This window comes from Streptomyces aquilus, assembly GCF_003955715.1.
Lineage (GTDB): Bacteria > Actinomycetota > Actinomycetes > Streptomycetales > Streptomycetaceae > Streptomyces > Streptomyces aquilus.
The window spans coordinates 2,059,746-2,078,227 of record NZ_CP034463.1 but is presented as its reverse complement, the minus strand read 5'-3'; the positions used below and the strand labels follow the sequence as shown (position 1 = coordinate 2,078,227).

General features: G+C 71.5%; 13 protein-coding genes. 7 read left to right on the top strand and 6 right to left on the bottom strand.

What is annotated here, in order from left to right:
- Positions 1-272 precede the first annotated feature (272 nt).
- The 5 genes from EJC51_RS09555 (at position 273) to EJC51_RS09535 (ending at position 8,411) form a co-directional block, all read left to right on the top strand.
- Positions 273-3,164 (top strand): nitrate- and nitrite sensing domain-containing protein, encoded by a 2,892-nt coding sequence (locus EJC51_RS09555; RefSeq protein WP_126270677.1) that lies wholly within the window; start codon positions 273-275, stop codon positions 3,162-3,164.
- Positions 3,161-3,598 (top strand): roadblock/LC7 domain-containing protein, encoded by a 438-nt coding sequence (locus EJC51_RS09550; RefSeq protein WP_126270676.1) that lies wholly within the window; start codon positions 3,161-3,163, stop codon positions 3,596-3,598. Before EJC51_RS09555 ends, EJC51_RS09550 begins: the two co-directional genes overlap by 4 nt.
- Before the next feature lie 9 nt (positions 3,599-3,607).
- Positions 3,608-4,003, top strand: a complete 396-nt coding sequence (locus EJC51_RS09545) for a DUF742 domain-containing protein (protein WP_126270675.1) — start codon at positions 3,608-3,610, stop codon at positions 4,001-4,003.
- A 141-nt stretch (positions 4,004-4,144) separates the two neighbouring features.
- Positions 4,145-7,822, top strand: coding sequence for a hydantoinase B/oxoprolinase family protein (locus EJC51_RS09540; protein ID WP_126270674.1), 3,678 nt, complete (start codon positions 4,145-4,147; stop codon positions 7,820-7,822).
- The gene (locus tag EJC51_RS09535; protein ID WP_126270673.1) at positions 7,803-8,411 is read left to right on the top strand and encodes a GTP-binding protein; all 609 of its coding nucleotides are present in this window, start codon (positions 7,803-7,805) and stop codon (positions 8,409-8,411) included. Before EJC51_RS09540 ends, EJC51_RS09535 begins: the two co-directional genes overlap by 20 nt.
- Positions 8,412-8,556: 145 nt before the next feature.
- On the opposite strand, the gene glpK is transcribed toward EJC51_RS09535, so the two are convergent.
- From glpK to EJC51_RS09510, 5 genes are all read right to left on the bottom strand, one after another.
- Positions 8,557-10,068, bottom strand: a complete 1,512-nt coding sequence (glpK, locus tag EJC51_RS09530; protein ID WP_126270672.1) for a glycerol kinase GlpK — start codon at positions 10,066-10,068, stop codon at positions 8,557-8,559.
- 22 nt (positions 10,069-10,090) lie between these two features.
- The gene (locus EJC51_RS09525; protein WP_126270671.1) at positions 10,091-10,816 is read right to left on the bottom strand and encodes an MIP/aquaporin family protein; all 726 of its coding nucleotides are present in this window, start codon (positions 10,814-10,816) and stop codon (positions 10,091-10,093) included.
- Positions 10,817-11,132: 316 nt separating this feature from the next.
- A complete protein-coding gene (locus EJC51_RS09520) occupies positions 11,133-12,773 on the bottom strand; it encodes a GGDEF domain-containing protein (RefSeq protein WP_126270670.1) in 1,641 nt (546 codons plus the stop codon).
- 121 nt (positions 12,774-12,894) lie between these two features.
- Positions 12,895-14,085 (bottom strand): lipid-transfer protein, encoded by a 1,191-nt coding sequence (locus EJC51_RS09515; protein ID WP_126276884.1) that lies wholly within the window; start codon positions 14,083-14,085, stop codon positions 12,895-12,897.
- Positions 14,082-14,510 carry a Zn-ribbon domain-containing OB-fold protein gene (locus EJC51_RS09510; protein WP_126276885.1) on the bottom strand — a complete coding sequence of 143 codons (429 nt, stop codon included), beginning with the start codon at positions 14,508-14,510 and terminating at the stop codon, positions 14,082-14,084. The genes EJC51_RS09515 and EJC51_RS09510 overlap by 4 nt, the downstream gene beginning before the upstream one ends.
- A gap of 98 nt (positions 14,511-14,608) precedes the next feature.
- Here EJC51_RS09510 and EJC51_RS09505 point away from each other — a divergent pair, with 98 nt between their 5' ends.
- Both EJC51_RS09505 and EJC51_RS09500 read left to right on the top strand, forming a co-directional pair.
- Entirely contained in the window at positions 14,609-15,418 is an 810-nt protein-coding gene (locus EJC51_RS09505) for a M15 family metallopeptidase (RefSeq protein ID WP_126270669.1), read from the top strand.
- Between the two features lie 47 nt (positions 15,419-15,465).
- Positions 15,466-16,002, top strand: a complete 537-nt coding sequence (locus EJC51_RS09500) for an NUDIX domain-containing protein (RefSeq protein WP_126270668.1) — start codon at positions 15,466-15,468, stop codon at positions 16,000-16,002.
- A 3-nt stretch (positions 16,003-16,005) separates the two neighbouring features.
- Here the strand turns inward: EJC51_RS09500 and EJC51_RS09495 are convergent, their stop codons facing one another.
- Positions 16,006-18,372 (bottom strand): glycoside hydrolase family 31 protein, encoded by a 2,367-nt coding sequence (locus EJC51_RS09495; RefSeq protein ID WP_126270667.1) that lies wholly within the window; start codon positions 18,370-18,372, stop codon positions 16,006-16,008.
- Positions 18,373-18,482 lie beyond the last annotated feature (110 nt).

Genomic DNA, 18,482 nt, shown 5'->3' with positions numbered 1-18,482 from the left:
AAGGACGAACAAACCGCCCCGAAGATTCCCGCGAAACGAAAAATTCTGGCCAACTGCCCACCTCTGTCGGCCGGATCCGCGCGGGCCGCCGTCCTGCAAATGCGGGAGGCAATCTCCCGCAATGCCCGGACAACTCCCCATCTCGCGCCACCAGTGCGGAAGTTCGCCCTCCGGAAGGGTCTTCGAGTTAACTGTGCGTCGGTAGTAGGCTCGCGGCGTTTGTTGACGCACATGTGTACCCCCGGCCGGCGGGGGACCAGCTGGGGGAGGCCATGCGCTTTCGCGGGAAGTCGATCCGCCGGAAGATCGTGGCGCTGCTTCTCGTGCCGCTGGTGTCCCTGGCCGCGGTCTGGGGCTTCGCCACGGTGCTCACGGGACGCGCGGTCACCCAGCTGTTCCAGGTGTCGAGGGCCGTGGAGCACATCAGCTACCCCACCGAGGACACCGTCCGCATCCTCCAGCAGGAACGGCGCCAGACCCTCGTCTATCTCGCCGACCCGCGCGCGTCGGACGCGCTCTCCGCGCTGCGCACCGCCCGCACCGCCTCCGACGACGCCATCGCCAAGTTCCGCAAGAACGCGCAGGACCCCGACGTCCGCGACGGACTCGACGCGGACGACGACGAGCTCCTGACCACCGCTCTGGACGCGTTCGACAGCGTCGACTCCCTGCGCCGCAGCGTCGAGGAAGGCACGGTGACCCGGGCCCAGGCCCTCGGTCGCTACAACCGGCTCGTGGACCCCTGCTACGCCCTCCTGGCCTCCCTCGACGGGGTGGACAACAACGTGGAGATGGACAAGCAGGCTCGCGCCTTGGTCAACGTCGCCCGCGCCCGCGAACTGCTCTCCCGCGAGGACGCCCTGCTCGGATCGGCCCTCGTGGTCGGCAGACTGACCCGCGAGGAGATCCGGGACGTCTCCGACCTCATCGCGCAGCGCGACATGCTGTACGACATCAGCCTGCCGGTGCTGCCCTCGACCGAACGCGACCGCTACGACGGGTTCTGGAAGAACGCCTCCACCGCGTCCCTGCGCTCCGCCGAGCGGACCGTCATCGGCTCGGAACCCGGCCCGCCCAGCGCCCTCACCGCCAAGAGCTGGGACGCCGCCGCGGCCGGTGTGCTCGACGGGCTCGCCGCCCTGAACGACCAGGCGGGCGACCGCTACCAGGACCGCATGGAGCCGGTCGCGGTGGGCGTCATCGTCAAGGCCGCCGTCGCCGGCGTGTTCGGCATGCTCGCCCTGCTCTTCTCGGTCTTCCTCTCGGTACGCGTCGGCCGCGGCCTCATCCGCGACCTGCGCCAGCTGCGCCTGGAGGCCCACGAGGCGTCCGGCGTGCGACTGCCCAGCGTCATGCGCCGGCTCTCCGCCGGTGAACAGGTCGACGTGGAGACCGAGGTCCCGCGTCTGGAGTACGACAAGAACGAGATCGGCGAGGTCGGCCAGGCCCTGAACACCCTGCAGCGCGCGGCCGTCGAGGCCGCCGTCAAACAGGCCGAGCTGCGCGCCGGGGTCGCCGAGGTCTTCGTCAACCTCGCCCGCCGCAGCCAGGTGCTCCTGCACAAGCAGCTCACCCTGCTCGACACCATGGAGCGCCGGACCGAGGACACCGACGAGCTCGCCGACCTGTTCCGCCTCGACCACCTCACCACCCGTATGCGCCGGCACGCCGAGGGTCTGGTGATCCTCTCCGGCGCCGCCCCCTCCCGGCAGTGGCGCAAGCCCGTCCAGCTCATGGACGTCGTCCGGGCCGCCGTCGCCGAGGTCGAGGACTACGAGCGCATCGAGGTCCGCCGTCTGCCCAGGGTCGCGGTCACCGGTCCGGCCGTCGCCGACCTCACCCATCTCGTCGCCGAACTCCTGGAGAACGCCACGGTGTTCTCCCCGCCGCACACCGCCGTCCAGGTCCTGGGCGAGCGGGTCGCCAACGGCTTCACCCTGGAGATCCACGACCGCGGTCTCGGCATGGCGGCCGACGCCCTGCTGGACGCCAACCTCCGGCTCGCCGAGACACCCGAGTTCGAACTGTCCGACACCGACCGGCTCGGCCTGTTCGTGGTCAGCCGGCTCGCCCAGCGGCAGAACGTCCGGGTCTCCCTCCAGCCTTCGCCGTACGGCGGCACGACGGCCGTCGTCTTCATCCCCAACACCCTGCTGACGGACGACGTCCCGGACACCAACGGCATCGGCTTCCGCCTCGACCGCCCCCAGCCCACCAAGGAGGCCGAGCTGGAGGAGGCCCGCCGGGCCGAACTCGCGCACGTGCCCGTGCAGTTGCCGGGTCTCCCGGCGACGCTCCTGGACGGCCCCGTCGAGCTGGAGGCCCCTGTCGACCTGGACGCCATCGACGACTTCCCGGGCGCCCTCGACGACGAGGACAGCGAACGCGGTGGCCTGTTCCGTCCCCGGCGCGGCCTCGTCCGTACCGAGGACACCACCGGCGACGAATCCGGCGAGATTCCCGGCCCCTTCGAGCGGCACGCCGACGGCGACGACGACCTGAGCGCGCCGGTGCCCCTGCCCCAGCGGCGCACGCCCAAGCTGGTCAGCTCGCACGGCCGCCCGGTGACCGGGCAGCCCGCGCGGCGCCCGGACCCGGACGAGGAGCCCGTACGCGGCGCGAACCGGTCGCTCTCCGCCACACCACCCCCGCTCCCCGCCCGCAGGCGCGCCACGGGTCCGCAGCGCCGCACCACCGGTGTCGATGACCGCCCCGACGAGCAGGAATCCCCGATACCCGGAGCCTCCGCTCTTCCCCGGCGCACCCGGCGCGCCGAAATCGCGTCCAGCGGCGGTTCGGGCGATGCCACGCGCCTCACCGGCAGCTCCGAGACCCACCCCACGGCAGGTTCCGACACGCCGCTCTCCGGCGGCACCGCCTTCGGGTCCGGCCGGGCCGGCGGTCCGGAGCCGCGGCAGGACGCCTCCGGCACTTCCCCGCTGCCCCGGCGTGTCCGGCAGGCCAACCTGGCTCCGCAGCTCAAGCAGAGCCCCCAGCCTCGCACTGACCAAGAGGCCGGGTTCGAGGAGCGGGACGCCGACCAAGTACGCAGCCGCATGGCTTCGCTCCAGCGCGGCTGGCAGCGCGGCCGTGACGAGAACGCCGCGGGCGAGGACGCCCACAGCGGCACAGCACCACGAGGAACTAAGGGGGACGGTCGATGACCGCACCGAAGACGACCGGCCACAGCGCGACGACCAAGTCCGGCGAGCTCAACTGGCTCCTGGACGAACTGGTGGAACGCGTCGCCAGCATCCGCAAGGCCGTCGTGCTCTCCGGCGACGGACTGCCCACGGGGGCCTCCAAGGACCTGACCCGGGAGGACAGCGAGCACCTGGCCGCCGTCGCCTCCGGGTTCCACAGCCTCGCCAAGGGCGTGGGCCGCCACTTCGAGGCGGGCAGCGTCCGGCAGACGGTCGTCGAGCTCGACGACGCCTTCCTGTTCGTGACCGCCGCCGGCGACGGCAGCTGCCTCGCCGTCCTCTCCGACGCGGACTCCGACGTCGGCCTGGTCGCCTACGAGATGACGCTCCTGGTCAAGCGAGTCGGTGTACATCTGGCCTCCGCTCCACGCACCGATCTGCCTCAGGGCGGGTAGTGGGATGACATGAGCACTGACGGTCAGGGAAGAAGTCACTGGTTCGACGACGAGGCCGGACCGGTCGTCCGTCCGTACGCCATGACGCGCGGCCGCACCACCAGTGCGGCCCAGCACCGCCTGGACCTCATCGCGGTGGTCGTCACGGAGCCCCAGGCGGACGACCCGGAACGCGACCACTCGCTGTCCCCGGAGCATGTGGACATCGTCGACCTGTGCCGCGAGACCCCGCAGTCGGTCGCCGAGCTGTCCTCCGAACTCGACCTGCCCATCGGCGTGGTGCGGGTTCTCATCGGTGACCTCGTGGACGCGGAGTTCGTCCATGTGAACCGGCCCGTGCCGCCCGCGGAGCTGCCGGACGAGAGCATCCTGCGGGACGTGATCAACGGCCTCCGGGCGTTGTGAGGCAACGCCCTGCCCGCGCGGAGCGGGCGGGCGCCGGCCCAGCCCTCCCGATAGGATCCGACTGATCGTCGACGACCTCCGCGGGCGGCCCGCCGCCGGCCCGCGGACACGGTGCCGAACAGCACGATCGGGGAGACGGACGTGACGACAGGCTGGCAGTTCTGGGTCGACCGGGGCGGCACCTTCACCGACATCGTCGCGCGCCGCCCGGACGGCCGGCTGCTCACCCACAAAGTCCTCTCCGACAGCCCCACCCCGTCCCGCTCCCGGCTCGCCCCGGGGGACGAGACCCCGGCCGCCGACGCGGCCGTCACCGGCGTGGCCCACCTCCTGGGCGGCTCCCAGGACCCGGTGGAAGCCGTCCGCATGGGCACCACCGTCGCCACCAACGCCCTGCTGGAGCGCAAGGGCGAGCGCACCCTCCTGATCGTCACCCGTGGCTTCCGCGACGCCCTGCGCATCGCCTACCAGAACCGGCCCCGCATCTTCGCCCGCCGCATCGAACTGCCCGAACTGCTCCACGAGCGCGTGATCGAGGTCGACGAACGCATCGCCGCCGACGGCACCGTCCTGCGCGCCCCCGACCTGGACGCCCTCGCCGAGCCCCTTCAGCGGGCCTACGACGACGGGATCCGCGCGGTCGCCGTCGTCTGCATGCACAGCCACCTCCACCCCGCCCACGAACAGGCCGTCGGCGCACTCGCCGCCCGCATCGGATTCCCGCAGATCTCGCTCTCCAGCGAGGTCAGCCCCCTGATGAAGCTCGTCCCGCGCGGGGACACCGCCGTCGTCGACGCCTACCTCTCGCCCGTGCTGCGCCGGTACGTCGAGCGGGTCGCCGGTGAACTCGACGGTGTGCGGCTGATGTTCATGCAGTCCAACGGCGGTCTCACCGAGGCCGGTCAGTTCCGCGGCAAGGACGCCATCCTGTCCGGGCCCGCCGGTGGCATCGTCGGCATGGCCCGGATGTCCCAGCTCGCGGGCTTCGACCAGGTCATCGGTTTCGACATGGGCGGCACGTCGACCGACGTCTCGCACTACGCGGGCGAGTACGAACGGGTCTTCACCACGCAGATCGCCGGAGTCCGGCTGCGCGCGCCCATGCTCGACATCCACACCGTCGCCGCCGGCGGCGGTTCGGTCCTCCACTTCGACGGCTCCCGCTACCGCGTAGGGCCCGACTCGGCGGGCGCGGACCCGGGCCCCGCCTGCTACCGCGCGGGCGGGCCGCTCGCCGTCACCGACGCCAACGTGATGCTCGGCCGCATCCAACCCGCCCATTTCCCCAGGGTGTTCGGCCCCGACGGCGACCAGCCCCTGGACGCGGAACTCGTCCGCGACCGCTTCGCCGCCCTCACGCGCGAGATCCGCGAACGGACCGGCGACGACCGCACCCCCGAACAGGTCGCCGAGGGCTACCTCCAGATCGCGGTCGCCAACATCGCCAACGCCGTCAAGCGGATCTCCGTCCAGAAGGGCCACGACGTCACCCGCTACGCGCTCACCACCTTCGGTGGAGCCGGCGGCCAGCACGCCTGCATGGTCGCCGACTCGCTCGGCATGCGCACCGTCCTCGTACCTCCCATGGCCGGGGTCCTCTCCGCGCTCGGCATCGGCCTCGCCGACACCACCGCCATGCGCGAACAGTCCGTCGAGGCACCTCTGGAGGCCGCCTCGATGCCGGGCGTCCGCAAGACCGCGGACGACCTGGAGAGCGCCGCCCGCGCCGAACTCCTCGCCGAGGACGTCCCCGAGGACCGCGTCCGGATCACCCGGCGCGCCCAACTCCGCTACGACGGCACCGACACCACCCTCACCGTCGAGCTGACCGAACCCGCCGCGATGCGCGACGCTTTCGAAGCACGTCATCGCGCCACGTACTCCTTCACGCTCGACCGCCCGATCGTCGTCGAAGCCCTCTCCGTGGAAGCCACCGGCATCACTCAACCCCCCGATCTGTCGGCCCTCGCCCCGTACGAAGGCCGCCCCGCCGCCCCCGAGACCGTCCGCCTCCACACGGGCGGCACCTGGCGCGACGTACCCCTCCACCGCCGCGAGGACCTGCCTCCCGGCGAGACCGTCACCGGCCCGGCGATCATCACCGAGGCCAGTGCCACGACCGTCGTCGACGACGGCTGGCGGGCCGTGGCGCGAGACGACGGGCATCTGGTCATGGAACGCGTGGCGGTTACGCAGAGTTCCGATCTCGACACGAGAGTCGACCCGGTTCTTCTTGAGGTCTTCAACAACCTGTTCATGTCCATCGCCGAACAGATGGGCGCCCGACTGGAGTCCACGGCCCAGTCCGTCAACATCAAGGAACGTCTCGACTTCTCCTGCGCGCTCTTCGACCCGGACGGAAACCTGGTGGCCAACGCCCCGCACATCCCCGTCCACCTGGGCTCGATGGGCACCAGTGTCAAGGAGGTCATCCGACGCCGCGGCTCGGGCATGCGACCGGGCGACACCTACGCCGTCAACGACCCGTACCACGGCGGCACCCACCTGCCGGACGTCACGGTGATCACCCCGGTCTTCGGCGCGCCGGACCCCGAAGACACGGAGAGTGACCGCGAGATCCTCTTCTACGTCGCCTCCCGCGGCCACCACGCAGAGATCGGCGGCATCGCCCCGGGCTCCATGCCGGCCGACAGCCGCAGCATCGAGGAGGAGGGCATCCTCTTCGACAACTGGCTCCTCGCCGAGAACGGCCGCTTCCGCGAGGAGGAGACCCTCCGCCTGCTCACGGAGACGCGCTACCCCTCCCGCAACCCGAGGACCAACCTCGCCGACCTGCGGGCCCAGATCGCCGCCAACCGCAAGGGCGTCGACGAAGTCACCCGCATGATCGAGACGTTCGGACTCGACGTCGTCCAGGCGTACATGCGACACGTCCAGGACAACGCCGAGGAAGCGGTGCGCCGGGTCGTGGACACGTTGGACGACGGTGAATATGCCTACGAGACCGACTCCGGCGCCATGATCCGGGTACGCGTGCGCGTGGACCGCGAGAACCGCTCCGCGACCGTCGACTTCACGGGCACGTCCGCGCAGCTGGACAGCAACTTCAACGCCCCGTTCGCGGTGGTCAACGCCGCGGTGCTGTACGTCTTCCGCACCCTCGTCGCCGACGACATCCCCCTCAACGACGGCTGCCTGCGCCCCCTGCGGATCATCGTGCCGCCCGGCTCGATGCTCGCGCCCGAGCCACCCGCCGCGGTCGTCGCCGGCAACGTCGAGACCTCGCAGGCCATCACCGGCGCCCTCTACGCGGCGCTCGGCGTCCAGGCCGAGGGCTCCGGGACCATGAACAACGTGACCTTCGGCAACGCCCGCCACCAGTACTACGAGACGATCGCGTCCGGCTCCGGCGCGGGCGACGGCTTCCCGGGCGCACCCGCCGTCCAGACCCACATGACCAACTCGCGGCTCACCGACCCCGAGGTCCTGGAGTGGCGACTGCCCGTCCGGCTCGACGAGTTCGCCGTCCGGGAGTGCAGCGGCGGCGCCGGACGCTGGCGCGGCGGCGACGGCGCGGTGCGCCGCATCCGCTTCCTGGAACCCATGACCGTCTCCACGCTGTCCCAGCACCGCCGGGTCCCGCCGTACGGCATGGCTGGCGGCGAACCCGGTGCGCTGGGCGGCAACCGCGTGGAGCGCGCCGACGGGACGGTCACCGTGCTCGGCGGCAGCGACACGGCCGACGTCGAACCCGGCGACGTACTTGTCATCGAAACCCCCGGCGGTGGAGGCTACGGCCCACCGTCGCCCCACCCCCACCCAGCAGGAGAAGAGATCAATGATCTTCGGGCGTTCTGAGCGCGGAAAGCCCCCGGTCGAGCCCGTCACGCTCAAGATCCTCGTGGCCGGCGGCTTCGGCGTGGGCAAGACCACGCTCGTGGGCGCGGTCAGCGAGATCAGGCCGCTGCGCACCGAGGAGCTGCTCACCGAGGCAGGACGCCCGGTCGACGACATCAGCGGCGTGGAGGGCAAGCGCACGACCACCGTGGCCATGGACTTCGGGCGCATCACACTGCGCGAGGACCTGGTGCTGTACCTCTTCGGCACACCTGGCCAGGAGCGGTTCTGGTTCATGTGGGACGAGCTCTCCGAGGGCGCCCTCGGAGCCGTCGTCCTCGCCGACACACGCCGCCTGGAGGACAGCTTCGCCGCGATCGACTACTTCGAGCGGCGCTCCATACCCTTCGTCGTCGGCGTCAACTGCTTCGAGGGAGCGGCCCGTTACCCGACCGAGGACGTCCGCCAAGCCCTCGACCTCGACGTGGACGTGCCGCTGGTGCTGTGCGACGCCCGGGACCGCGAGTCGGTCAAGGAGGTCCTCATCGGTGTCGTCCGGCACGCGATGGCGCAAGCGGCGGAGCGCCGCCAGGCCGCCGTCACGAGCTGACAGCCGACAGCTGACAGCCGCCGTCACGAGCTGACAGCCGACAACTGACACGGGAACGGCCCGTACCCCCGCCGACCGGGGTACGGGCCGCGCTCACGGCCGCACGCGCGTGAGGCCGGTTCTACGACCGCACGCGCGCGTGCGGCTAGTTCGCCCCGTCTTCCTCCCAGCCGAAGCTCTTCTCCACGGCCTTGCGCCAGTTGTGGTACTCACGGTCCCGCACCGAGGCCTCCATCGACGGCGTCCACTCGACGTCCTTCTGCCAGTGCGACTTGAGCTCGTCGAGGTCGTTCCACACCCCGGTGGCCAGCCCGGCCGCGTACGCGGCGCCCAGACAGGTCGTCTCCGACACCTTCGGCCGGACCACCGGCACGTCGAGGACGTCCGCCTGGTGCTGCATGAGCAGGTTGTTCTTGGTCATGCCGCCATCGACCTTCAGGGTCGTGATGTGCACCCCGGAGTCCTGGAACATGGCGTCCACGACCTCACGCGTCTGCCAGCTCGTCGCCTCCAGGACCGCGCGCGCGAGATGGGCCTTGGTGACGTACCGGGTGAGGCCGGTGACGACCCCGCGCGCGTCGGAGCGCCAATAGGGCGCGAACAGCCCGGAGAAGGCGGGCACGATGTAGGCACCGCCGTTGTCCTCCACGCTCGCGGCCAGCGGTTCGATCTCGTCGGCGGTGCGGATGATGCCGAGCTGGTCCCGGAACCACTGGACGAGGGCACCCGTTATCGCGATGGACCCCTCCAGGCAGTAGACCGGCGCCTCACTCCCGATCTTGTAGCCCATCGTCGTCAGCAGGCCGCTCTTCGACGGCACCGGCCGGTTGCCCGTGTTGAGCAGCAGGAAGGAGCCCGTGCCGTAGGTGTTCTTCGCCGTACCCACGTCGTAGCAGGCCTGTCCGAACACGGCCGCCTGCTGGTCGCCCAGCGCCGACGCCACGGGCACGCCCGCGAGTTGGCCGACCGCGGTGCCGTACACCTCGGCCGAGGACCTGATCTCGGGGAGGACGGCGTCGGGGACGTTCATGGCGGAGAGGATGGACTGGTCCCACTGGAGGGTTTCGAGGTTCATCAGCATGGTGCGGCCGGCGTTGGTCACGTCGGTGACGTGCCGGCCGCCGTCCGTGCCGCCGGTGAGGTTCCAGATGAGCCAGGAGTCGATGGTGCCGAAGGCGATCTCGCCGTTCTCGGCCCGCGCGCGCAGCCCGGGCACGTTGTCGAGCAGCCAGGCCGCCTTCGGGCCGGAGAAGTAGGTGGCGAGCGGCAGCCCGGTCTGCTCCCGGAAGCGGTCCTGCCCGTCGGAGCCGCCGAGTTGGTTGGTCAGCGCCGCGGTCCGGGTGTCCTGCCACACGATGGCGTTGTGCACCGGCTTGCCGGTCGCGCGGTCCCACAGGACCGTCGTCTCACGCTGGTTGGTGATGCCGAGCGCGCTGAGCTGGTCGGCGCGCAGCCCGGCCTTGGCGAGCGCCCCGGCCACCACCGCCTGCACCTTGGACCAGATCTCGGTGGCGTCGTGCTCCACCCAGCCGGGCTTGGGGAAGATCTGGCGGTGCTCGCGCTGGTCGACGGCGACGATGGCGCCGTCCTGGTTGAAGACGATGCAGCGGCTGGACGTGGTGCCCTGGTCGATAGCGGCGACGAACTTGTCCGTCATGACGTCCCCTTCGTCGGTTCCTTCAGAAGGCTGCGTTGAAGATGAGCCCGGACAGTGCGCCGCCGATCAGCGGTCCCACCACCGGGATCCACGCGTAACCCCAGTCCGAGGTGCCCTTGTTGGGGATCGGGAGCAAGGCGTGGGTGAGGCGCGGGCCCAGGTCACGGGCCGGGTTGATGGCGTAGCCCGTGGGGCCGCCGAGGGACAGGCCGATGCCGGTCACGAGGAACGCGACGATGAGGATCGCGGTGCCGGACTCGCCGAGCCCCTTGGTCAGGCCGAACGCCAGGATGGGCAGCACCAGCCCCATGGTCGCGATGATCTCGGTGACGAGGTTCGCCACGGGATTGCGGATCGCGGGTGCCGTGGAGAAGATCCCCAGCGTCGGCTGGGCCTTGTCCTCGTCGGCGTTGGCCTGGAACTGCGCGAAGTACGTCAGCCAGCACAGCACCGCGCCGAGAATGGCGCCGACCATCTGCCCCGCGATGTAGATCGGCACCTTGTCCCAGTCACCGGTGTCGACAGCGATGCCGATCGTCACCGCCGGATTGAGATGGCCTCCGGACAGCGGCGCCGCGGTGTAGGCCCCGGCCAGCACGCCGAAACCCCAGCCGAACGCGATGACCACCCAGCCCGCGTCCTTCGCCTTCGAGTCGTTCAGTACGACGGCGGCGACCACTCCGGCGCCGAACAGGATCAGGATCGCGGTGCCGATGATCTCACCGACGAATATGTCTCCGTTGCTCATGGCGGCTCCTTGGCCCCGGCCCGGGGTGTTCGACCCCGGTCTTCCGTGCAGGGTGCGTTTCCCACGGCGACTTCAGCCGGGGACGAGGAGGTCCCGCGCCCCGCCCGGCATCCGTGACGAGCGTGCCGTCGCAGTCGAATCGCCCGTGGGGGACGGGCCTTGGAGCAGCTGTGCCCGCATGGCGCAGTGCGTGGATACGCCGAGAATGTACGGCGATGTCGACTGACATCGGAAGTGTTCACCGGTGTCCAGGGGGCGTCAAGGACGCGGACGGCAACGGTTCAGGGCGACCCGCCGACACGCGGGGGAGCGGCGCTCAGCGCGAGCCGGGGAATCCCGCCGGGGCGGCGGCAGTGTCCGCGCCGCGCCGGATCTCGTGCCCGGGCAGACCGGCGTGCCCCAGGACCCAACTCGCCCCGCGCAATGACTTCGCGGCCTTCTTCAGCGGCGCGAGACACGCGGCCGCCTGCCGGTGGTCCGTGATGCTGCCCGGTGCGCACACCACCGTGGCCAGGGACAACGACACGGGACGACCGCCCGCCGACCAGGACGCGTCCAGCACGGACGCGACCAGCGGATCCAGCCCCTCCGGATCGGCCAGGACCAGGAAGTCGTCGCCCCCGATGTGCCCCACGCGCGTGCTGTCGGACGCCGCACGCTGCAACGCCCGCCCCACCGACCGGATCAGCTCGTCGCCCGCCGCGAAGCCGGCCCCGTCGTTGACCTGCTTGAAGTGGTCCACGTCCAGCCAGCTCAGCGCGAACGCCCGCCCGTCCGCGATCCGCCGGTCCACCTCGCCGGTGATCGCGTCCGAACCCGGCAGCCGGGTCAGCGGATTGAGCCCGGCCGCCTCCTCCACCCGGGACTCGGCCAGCGCCCGCACCAGGTCCGCGAGACGTACGACGCCCACGCACCGGCCGTAGTGGTCCACGACGGCCACATCGTCGGACGTACGGTCCCGCCCGCCGACCGCCACCACGTCCAGGACCTCCCACGCGGTGGCGTCCACCCCCACCGTGCGCGGCGCGTCGCCCAGCTTGGCGGCGGGCCGGTCGGCGTAGAGCGCGTGCCCGTACCGACCGGACATCGACAGCAGAAACCGGGACCGATGCACCGAGCGGACCGGCACCCCGTGCGCGTCCACCAGCAGCACCCCGGACACCTCCGGCGACCCGGTCAGCAGCGCCCGCACATGGCCCGCCGACGCGGTGACGGGCAGCAGCGCGGCGGGCCGCACGAACTGCCGCACCGAAGGCCCCGACCGCGGCAGCGAGGCGACACCGGGGGAGCGGGGCGGAACGTATACGTCCGCGGCGGGCAGCCGGGCCGGCGGCGCGAACAACTCGCCCTGCGCCAGCTGCGCACCGGCCGCCACCGCGGCCGCGCACTGCCGTTCCGTCTCCACCCCCTCCACCGACAACAGCGCCCCGAGCTGCTCGCACAGCGTGCGCATCGCCCGCACCGCCGCGGGCCGGGCGAGCAGGGACGCGTCGAGCTTCACGAGGTCGGGCGCCAGGTCCGTCAGCAGCCGCAGCGGTACGTCGCCGTCCCCGACCCCGTCCGCACTGATCCGGAAACCCTGGCCGCGCAGCGCCCCCACGGCCTCCAGGAGCGCCTGGTGCGGCACGTGCGTGTACGGCGGCGAGATGTCGATCGTCACCTCCCACGGCAGCCTGCCCGCCTCCCGCACCGCGGTGTGCAGCGGAGTGAGCCCGCCGAGGTCGGCGAGGGTCGCCGCGAACACGTTGACGTGCAGCGGAAGCAACGTCTCCTTGCGCGCGGCCGCGCGGACCGCCGAGACCGCCAGCCTGCCGTCGAGTTCCGGATCTCGACGGGCCTCGGCGAGGACGTCGCCGGTCTCCGGGCGGGCGAGTATCTCCAGCCCCGCGACCGCGCCGGTCGCCAGGTTGACCACCGGTTGGAAGGCGAAGCGGAGAGTATCCGTCCAGGAGGGCACGGGAGCATGATGGCGCCGCGGGCGCACGCCCGAGCGCAGTTCATGAGACGTTCACGCAGGATTCCGAGGTGATCACGCAGCGTACGGGAAAGCCCTTGCGGTGCCCCTGTACGACTCCGCCTCACCGCACCGCGATCACCGCCGACCCGTGCCCGAACAGACCCTGGTTCGCCGTGATCCCCACCCGGGCCCCGGCCACCTGCCGGTCGCCCGCGGCGCCCCGCAACTGCCAGGTGAGCTCGCACACTTGGGCGATCGCCTGCGCCGGCACGGCCTCCCCGAAGGACGCCAGCCCTCCGCTCGGGTTCACGGGTATCCGCCCGTCGAGGCTCGTGGCACCCTCCCGCAACAGTTTGGCCCCCTCACCCGCACCGCACAGCCCGAGATCCTCGTACCACTGCAACTCCAGGGCGGTGGACAGGTCGTAGACCTCGGCCAGGGAGAGATCCTCAGGGCCGATACCCGCCTCCTCGTAGGCGGCCCCCGCGATCGACTCCCGGAACGTCCGCGCGGCCGGCTCCACCGCCACCGCGGAGTCCGTCGCGATGTCGGGCAGATCCAGCACGGTGTTGGGGTACCGCGGCGTCACCGTCGACACCGCGCGGATGCGCACCGGCTCCGCCACGCCATGGCGACGCGCGAACTCCATGCTGGACAGCACCAACGCGGCACCACCGTCCGAGGTCGCGCAGATGTCGAGCAGCCGCAGCGGATCGGCGACCACCGCCGAGGCGGCGACCTCCTCACCGGTGACCCGCTTGCGGTAGCGCGCGTACGGATTCAGCGCGCCCATGGCCGAGTTCTTCACCTTGACCTGCGCGAAGTCCTCCAACGTGTCCCCGTGGACGGCGATCCGCCGCCGTGCGTACAGCCCGAAGTACGTCGGATTGGTCGCCCCGAGCACCCGGAAACGCAGCCAGTCGGGGTCGTCGGGCCGATCCCCGCCGGCGGGCCGGAAGAACCCCTTGGGCGCCGCGTCGGCCCCCACCACGAGCACCACGTCCGCCAGCCCCGAAAGGATCTGCGCCCGCGCGGTGTTGACCGCCTGCGCCCCTGAAGCGCACGCCGCGTACACGCTCGTGACCCGAGTCCCCTGCCAGCCCAGCGCCTTGGCGAACGTCGCCCCGGCCACGTACCCCGGATAACCACCACGCACCGTGTCCGCGCCGACGATCGAGCCGACCTCCCGCCACTCCAGCCCGGCGTCGGCGAGCGCCGCGCGGGCCGCCGTAGCGCCGTACTCGACGAAACTGCGCCCCCACTTGCCCCAGGGATGCATCCCCGCGCCGAGCACCGCCACCTCGCCGGTCATGACCTCACCCCCGTCGTCGGCCGCCACTGCCAGGTCGTCCACACCGTCTCCGCGTCCTCATGGAGCACGCCGGGCACGACCTCCACCTCCATGCCCACCGCCAGATCGGCGACGCCCAGCCCCGGCACCCCCTGCCCGAGAACCACGAGCCGCTCTGCTGCCAGCTCCACAGCGATCAACGCGTACGGCTCCCACGGAAGTTCCGGATCGGTCACATAGGGTGACGGAGGCCGGTAGCGGCCGTCCGTGTAGGACCACACGCGCCCCCGCCGCGACAGCGGCACCTCGACCAGTTCGCCGCCCGCGCACCGCGGATTGCGGCAATGGACGTCCTCGCGAGGGAAGAAGACCGCGGCGCAGGCGGAGCAGCGGGTGCCCAGCAGACGGAACGCGTCCCCCTCGCCGCCGAACCATCCCTCGACCACAGGAGTGCGTGAACGCGACAAGATCCCTCCCCGGCAGCTAATCTGACGGAACGTCAGAAGTGTGTCACGGGAGACCTGAGATGGGCAGAGGCAGAGGCATGACACGACTCTCGCGCGCACTGCGCGGCCTGGGCACCGCACTCGCCGCCCTGCTGACCGTGACCGCCGTCTCCACCACCGCCCGGGCGACCCCGGAACCCAAGGCACCCGGGGACTTCGTGGCGCTCAGAACCGTGGACCCGACGATCATCCAGGAGATGCGCTACTTCACCCCCCACAACTTCGTCGGCGAGCGCATCGACGGCTATCGGCAACCCCTGTGCATCCTCACCCGCCCCGCCGCCGAAGCACTCCACAAGGCACAAGGAAAGCTGCTGAAGCAGGGCTACAGCCTCAAGGTCTACGACTGCTACCGCCCGCAACGCGCGGTCGACCACTTCGTCCGCTGGGCCGAGGACCTCGACGACCAGGCCATGAAGAGCGAGTTCTACCCGAACGTCGACAAGACGCGCCTCTTCGCGGACGGGTACATCGCGGAGAAGTCCGGTCACAGCCGCGGCTCGACCATGGACCTCACGATCGTGCGGCTGCCCGCGAAGCCGACCCGGCCCTACCACCCCGGTGAGCCCCTCGTACCCTGCTACGCGCCCCAGGACCAGCGCTTCCCCGACGACTCCGTCGACATGGGCACCGGATTCGACTGCTTCGACACCCTCGCCCACACCCTCGACCCGCGCGTCCAGGGCACACAGCGCGCCAACCGGCTCCTGCTCAAGTCCACCCTGGAGGGCCTCGGCTTCGTGAACCTGGCCGAGGAATGGTGGCACTACACCTTCAAGCCCGAGCCGTACCCGGACACCTACTTCGACTTCCCGGTGTCCTGGAAGTCCCTTTCAAGCAAACACTGAGCCGCCCCCGGAAGACGCCCCTCCGATGATCGGATACAGTCCGCCGCGTGTCCGAAACTCAGCACCCCACCCCCAACTCCGCGCGCGACTCCCACTGTTCGAGCTGCGGAGCGCCCTTCGGAGAGGGCGTCACCGGTTGGCCCCGCACCTGCCCCGCCTGCGCCACCGTGGCCTACCGCAACCCGCTCCCGGTCGCGGTGGCCCTCCAGCCCGTGTACGACACCAAGGGCACCAGCCTCGTCGTCATCACCCGCACCGTCGCCCCCGCGCGCGGGGGCATCGCACTGCCCGGCGGCTACATCGACGACCGTGAGGACTGGCGCCAGGCCGTCGTCCGCGAGCTCAAGGAGGAGACCGGCATCGACGCGGCGAGCCGCGACGTACGCCTCGTCGACGCCATGAGCTCACCCGACGGGCACCTCCTGCTGTTCGGGTCCCTGCCCGAGCGCCCGGCGGAGGGCCTGCCCGCGTCCGCCGCGACGGACGAGACGGAAGGCTGGCACCTCCTGCGCAGGCCCGAGGAACTCGCCTTCCCCCTGCACACGCGCGCGGTTCGGGCCTGGTTCGAGGGCCGGTACATCTGAGCCTCAGCGCTCCTCGACGCCTCGTACCCGCACCGGGTGAGGCGGCGCGCTCACGCCGTCCTCACCCTCCCGTTCGACGACCACCCGCCGGCCCTGCCAGCGGGCGACGTACCGCTCGATCTCCGGCTCATCCCACCCGTCACCCGCATCCGGCACGACCAGCCCGCCACCGATCCGTCCCCGCGCCGGCGCCCACACCTCCAGCTCCAGCCCGCCGTCCTCCCCACGCACGGGAAGGACGGCACCCGCGCGCGCGAGCACCGGAATCCGCGACAAAGGGGCGTCCACCAGGATCTGCCCCGGCCCGTCGTACGCCCGCCCCGTCGCCGTGTCGTACCAACGCCCCCGCGGCAACTGCACGGCACGCCGGTCCGCGCCCGGGTCGAGCACCGGCGCCACCAGCAGACAGTCACCCAGCAAGAAGGCGTCCTCACAGTCGCGCAGCGCCCGGTCCTCCGGTATGCCCCACCACAACGGCCGCACATAGGGCGTCCCGGTGCGCCGCGCCAGATGCGCCAGCGTCATGAAGTACGGCAACAGCCGCCGACGCTCCGCGAGCGCCACGCGCGCGTGCTCCAACACCGCGGGCCCGAACTCCCACGGCTCCCGACGCCCGGCCCGCAGACTCGCATGAGTGCGGAACAGCGGCAGATACGCGCCCAGTTGGAACCACCGCAGATACAGCTCGGGCGACGGACTCCCGTCGAAGCCGCCCACGTCCGGCCCCGAGTACGGCACTCCGCACAGCCCCAGCCCCATCACCAGCGACAGCGACGCCCGCAGCCCGGGCCAGCCCGTGGCCACGTCACCGGACCAGGCGCCTCCGTAGCGCTGCAGGCCGGCCCACCCGGACCGCGAGAACACGAACGGCCGCTCCTGCGGGGCCAGCTCCCGCAGACCCTCATAGGCGGCCCGAGCCATGCACAGCGCATAGACGTTGTGCGCCTCACGATGGTCGCCGCCCCGCCCTTCCAGGGCATGCCGAGCCGAACGCGGCAACGTCGACTCCCCGAAGGCCGCGAACGACGTGGGCTCGTTCATGTCGTGCCAGAAGCCGGCGAACCCCTGACCGAGCCGCTCCTCGTACAGCCCGCCCCACCACTTGCGCACGCGCGCGTGCGTGAAGTCGGGAAAGACCGACTCCCCGGACCACACCTCGCCCCGCACCAGCTGCCCCGCCCCGTCCCGGACGAACGCGTCCACGGCCGTCCCGGCGTCGAACACGGCATTGCCGGGCTCAGCCCTGACCGCAGGGTCCACGATCGACACCAACCGGACGCCGTCCCGCCGCAGATCAGCGGAGAGCCGGGGCAGCTTCGGGAAGCGGTCATGGTCGACCGTGAACACCTGGTGCTCGTCATAGTGGTCGATGTCCAGATGGACGGCGTCCAACGGCAGATCGCGCTCCTGATAGCCCGTGACGATCCGCCGCACCTCCTGCTCGCTCCCGAACCCCCACCGCGCGTGCTGGTAGCCCAGCGCCCAGGCCGGCGGCAGCGCCGGCGCACCCGTCAGCGAGGCCCAGGCGAGCAGCACGCGCGCGGGAGTACCGACCGTCACCCAGCAGCGCAACGGACCGCCGGACATCCGCAGTTCGCTCGACCCGGGACGGTCGTGCCCGGAACCGGCACCCTCCTCGCCCTCCCGCAAGGTCACCGTGCCGTCCCACGTGGTGTCGTGGAACACCAGATGCGTGGCCGCGTCGGCCACCACCAGCTGCACCGGCATGGTCAGGTACAGCGGATCGTCACCCGGACCGAAGGCACGGCCGGGGTCGGTGTTCCACAGCCGGTACGTGCCGTCCCGCAGCCGCGGCCCCGAGGCCCGCCCGCCCAGTCCGAAGAAGCGGGCGTCCGCCGAGACCTCCGACCGCTGCATCCAGCGCCCCGCACCCCCGTCGACCGGCTCCCACCAGCGCGGGGGCAGATCGCGGCGCAGGGTCACCCCGCCGGGCGTCTGCACCTCGACCGCACCGTGCCGTGAGACGACGACCGTGGCCCGCTCGGCCACCACCCGCCACCCGCCGTCCTTGTCCGGCTCCAGGACCGCCCGCGGGTCCGGCTCCGGAGACCGGCCCGCCAAGGCGTACGACGGCTCGGGACCCGCCCCGTCCCAGCCCCAGAACACCGCCCCGTTCACCGCCACCGTGATCCGCAGCTCGGAACGGCTGAACCGGATCACACCCCCTCCGGGCCCGGATTCCACGTCCTGCACCGGACCGGGCACGCGCGCACGCTCGGCCCCCCGCGCCGGCAGCCCGGCGGCATCGGCACGCCGCGTACGCCAAGCCGCCCGTACGGTACGCAACCTCTGGGCCGCCCCCGCCGAACCGACCGCCTTCATCGAACGCACCAGGTCACGACCGTTCATGCTGTTCACCCTGCCACTGACCGCCCCACGCGCGCGTGTCGTTCAACTGCCGTTCACCCGTGCCGGGACCACATCTTCACGACACGGACTATGTGGGGCGCACCCTGGTG

Coding starts and splice junctions, on each gene's coding strand:
- EJC51_RS09555 (WP_126270677.1), top strand. CDS start 273: ATGCGCTTTCGCGGGAAGTCGATCCGCCGGAAGATCGTGGCGCTGCTT.
- EJC51_RS09550 (WP_126270676.1), top strand. CDS start 3,161: ATGACCGCACCGAAGACGACCGGCCACAGCGCGACGACCAAGTCCGGC.
- EJC51_RS09545 (WP_126270675.1), top strand. CDS start 3,608: ATGAGCACTGACGGTCAGGGAAGAAGTCACTGGTTCGACGACGAGGCC.
- EJC51_RS09535 (WP_126270673.1), top strand. CDS start 7,803: ATGATCTTCGGGCGTTCTGAGCGCGGAAAGCCCCCGGTCGAGCCCGTC.
- glpK (WP_126270672.1), bottom strand. CDS start 10,068: ATGACGGACAAGTTCGTCGCCGCTATCGACCAGGGCACCACGTCCAGC.
- EJC51_RS09525 (WP_126270671.1), bottom strand. CDS start 10,816: ATGAGCAACGGAGACATATTCGTCGGTGAGATCATCGGCACCGCGATC.
- EJC51_RS09515 (WP_126276884.1), bottom strand. CDS start 14,085: ATGACCGGCGAGGTGGCGGTGCTCGGCGCGGGGATGCATCCCTGGGGC.
- EJC51_RS09505 (WP_126270669.1), top strand. CDS start 14,609: ATGACACGACTCTCGCGCGCACTGCGCGGCCTGGGCACCGCACTCGCC.
- EJC51_RS09495 (WP_126270667.1), bottom strand. CDS start 18,372: ATGAACGGTCGTGACCTGGTGCGTTCGATGAAGGCGGTCGGTTCGGCG.